Genomic DNA, 3,453 nt, shown 5'->3' with positions numbered 1-3,453 from the left:
CCGTGTGGTCATCCCCCATGGCCATCAGAACACCACCGTTCACGGACGAGCCCGCCATATTCGCGTGACGCATCACATCGCCAGAGCGGTCCACACCCGGGCCCTTACCGTACCACAGGCCAAACACACCGTCGTACTTCCCCTCACCGCGCAATTCTGCCTGCTGGCTGCCCCATAGGGCCGTAGCGGCAAGATCTTCGTTCAGGCCCGGTTCGAACACGACGTTATGCGCGGCCAGCGTCTTGGCGGCGCGGTCCATCTGAAGGTCAACGGCCCCCAGTGGCGATCCACGATATCCGGTCACGTATCCGGCGGTATTCAACCCTGCCGCCTTGTCCCGTGCCGCCTGCATCATCGTCAGGCGCACCAACGCCTGCGTGCCGTTCAGCAACACGGGCGATTTCTCGAGGTCATACCGGTCAGTTAGTGAAATTTTTTGCGTACCCATAGCGCGTCCTCCCCTACGTGCAATCAATAGCTATGGCATCACACTAGGTCACAAAAGCTGACCTGTCTAGCGTTGTGTCTGACCCTAGGTCATAAAGCGCCAAGGCGCGGGGCTTGATCTTTTGCACCCTCGCCCGATCTATCCGTGATAAGATAACCGCACATATACCGATGCGCCGTGTCGGAGGGTTGTTTTTAAACTGTAAAACGCGCAAAGATGACCGTTCTTGCGAACACTGCGCTCATTATAAAGGTAGTCCTCATGGATTGGGACAAGCTCAGAATATTTCACGCCGTGGCGGACGCGGGCAGCTTGACCCATGCGGGCGATAAGCTGAATTTGTCGCAATCTGCCGTCAGCCGCCAGATCCGCGGACTGGAAGAGCAGCTGAACACCAACCTTTTCCACCGACACGCACGCGGCCTGATCCTGACCGAACAAGGCGAGCTGCTGTTCGACGCCACCGTCGCCATGTCCAAACGGCTTGATACCGCCGCTGCGCGCATCCGCGACAGCGAGGAAGAAGTCTTTGGCGAATTGCGTGTCACCACGACCACGGGCTTTGGCACCCTATGGCTGGCACCGCGTCTGCCGAAGCTCTACGAGAAATACCCCGACCTCAAGGTCGACCTGATGCTCGAAGAACGCGTCCTTGACCTGCCCATGCGCGAAGCCGATGTCGCCATCCGCATGAAAGAGCCGTCGCAAGCCGATCTGGTGCGCAAGAAGCTAATGATGATCAAGATGTGCATGTACGCCTCGCCCGCCTATCTTGCGGCGAACGGCACGCCCCAGCGGCTTGAGGATATGTCGGACCACCGTCTGATCTGCCAGAACACGGACAGCAACCAGGTGCATGCGGGTCTGAACCTGATCCAGCAGCTTATGATGCATGACGTGCGGTCGATGCTGACGGTGAACAACTACTTCGGCGTATTGCAAGCGGTGATCAACAACCTCGGGATCGGCGTACTACCCGACTACCTCATCCAAGACTTTCCCGATCTGGTGCAAGTTCTGCCAGAGACCGAGTCGGCGGATGTGCCCGTATTCCTTGCCTACCCCGAAGAATTGCGCGCCTCCAAGCGGGTCGCGGCCTTTAAAGACTTCGTGCAGGACGAGATCATTACCCACCGCAAACTGCTGCGCGAGAAAGAGTCCCGCTAGCTATGCGAAAACCGCATATCGGACATGTCACAGATTAACGATTCCATCCTTGAACCGTGCACGAACGCCACTTAATTGGGCGGTATGAAGACGGGCGGCTCCGCGCCGCTACTTCATACCTCCCTGTTGGACTCGGCCGAGCTTCGTGCTCGGCCTTTTTTTTGGCTATGGCGCTTCACGAGCCTTAGGTCTTTTCCCCGCGCTGCGCTTGATCTAAGAGGTGTGGCATATTGCTAGGGGAAAACGCGCACCATGACCGAACCAGCCATCACCCAAGACCTGATTTCCAGCCACGGCATCAATGCCGAAGAATATCAGCGTATTCTGGATATCATCGGGCGCGAACCCACCTTTACCGAACTTGGCATCTTTTCGGCCATGTGGAACGAACACTGTTCCTACAAGTCGTCAAAGAAATGGCTGCGTACCCTGCCGACCGAAGGCCCACAGGTGATCTGCGGCCCGGGCGAGAATGCGGGCATCGTTGATATCGGCGATGGCCAAGCGCTGGTCTTCAAGATGGAGAGCCACAACCACCCGTCCTACATCGAACCCTATCAGGGTGCGGCGACCGGCGTGGGCGGCATCCTGCGGGACGTCTTCACGATGGGCGCGCGTCCGATCGCGGCGATGAACTCTCTTAGCTTCGGGTCGCCCGACCACCGCAAGACACGCCAGCTGGTGCATGGCGTGGTCGCGGGTGTGGGCGGCTACGGTAACTGCTTTGGCGTGCCCACGGTGGGCGGCGAAGTGCGTTTTGACACCGCCTATGATGGCAACTGCCTTGTGAACGCCTTTGCCGCCGGTCTGGCCGACACCGACAAGATCTTCTATTCCGCCGCTTCCGGCGTTGGCATGCCGGTCGTTTACCTTGGCGCGAAAACCGGCCGCGACGGTGTGGGCGGCGCGACGATGGCATCGGCCGAGTTCGACGACACCATCGAAGACAAACGTCCCACCGTTCAGGTCGGCGACCCCTTCACCGAAAAGCGCCTGATGGAAGCCACGCTCGAACTGATGGCGACCGGTGCCGTGATTTCGATCCAGGATATGGGCGCTGCGGGCCTGACCTGTTCGGCCGTAGAGATGGGCGACAAGGGCAACCTTGGTGTACGTCTGGACCTCGAAAAGGTCCCGACCCGCGAACACGCCATGACCGCCTACGAGATGATGCTGTCGGAATCCCAGGAACGGATGCTGATGGTCCTGCGTCCCGAGCTTGAGGCAGAGGCGAAAGCCGTCTTCGACAAATGGGACCTCGATTTCGCCATCGTAGGCGAAACAATCGCCGAGGACCGTTTCCTGATCGTGCACAATGGTGAGGTCAAAGCCGACCTGCCGCTTAAAGCGCTCTCGGGCAACGCGCCCGAATACGACCGCCCCTATGTCGAGACACCCGCAGCCGAACCGCTGTCGGATGTCCCCGGCATCGACCCCATCGACGGGCTGAGCGCGCTGATCTCCAGCCCGAACTACGCGTCCAAAGCGTGGGTGTTTGAACAATACGACACAATGGTCATGGGCGACAGCGCCCGCACCCCCGGTCTGGGATCAGGCATCGTACGCGTGCATGGCACCGACAAGGCGATCGCCTTTACCTCGGATGTAACGCCCCGCTACGTCAAGGCGAACCCTGTCGAAGGCGGCAAACAGGCCGTGGCCGAAGCCTACCGCAACCTCTGTGCCGTGGGGGCACTGCCGCTGGCGACCACAGACAACCTCAACTTCGGCAACCCCGAAAAGCCCGAGATCATGGGCCAGTTCGTCGGCGCGATCCGCGGCATCGGTGCCGCCTGCGCAGCACTCGACATGCCCATCGTGTCGGGCAACGTCTCGCT

2 protein-coding genes and 1 pseudogene are annotated in these 3,453 nt (G+C 59.8%); 2 read left to right on the top strand and 1 reads right to left on the bottom strand.

The annotated features are described in order from the left end of the window. Positions 1-448, bottom strand: a pseudogene (locus B3849_RS00365) (indolepyruvate ferredoxin oxidoreductase family protein); the annotation flags it as partial. A 261-nt stretch (positions 449-709) separates the two neighbouring features. Between B3849_RS00365 and B3849_RS00360 the strand changes: the two are divergent. Beyond that, on the top strand, positions 710-1,615 hold the full coding sequence (locus tag B3849_RS00360) for a LysR family transcriptional regulator (protein ID WP_278425460.1): 906 nt from the start codon (positions 710-712) through the stop codon (positions 1,613-1,615). Positions 1,616-1,867: 252 nt separating this feature from the next. Further along, positions 1,868-3,453: phosphoribosylformylglycinamidine synthase subunit PurL (gene purL, locus B3849_RS00355; protein WP_286779687.1), on the top strand; the 1,586-nt coding region annotated here is incomplete at its 3' end.

Origin of the sequence: Sulfitobacter sp. UBA4523 (assembly GCF_002388305.1) — a bacterium.
Lineage (GTDB): Bacteria > Pseudomonadota > Alphaproteobacteria > Rhodobacterales > Rhodobacteraceae > Sulfitobacter > Sulfitobacter pontiacus.
The sequence above is the reverse complement of the archived record's forward strand: the minus strand, read 5'-3'. Positions and strand labels throughout refer to the sequence as shown.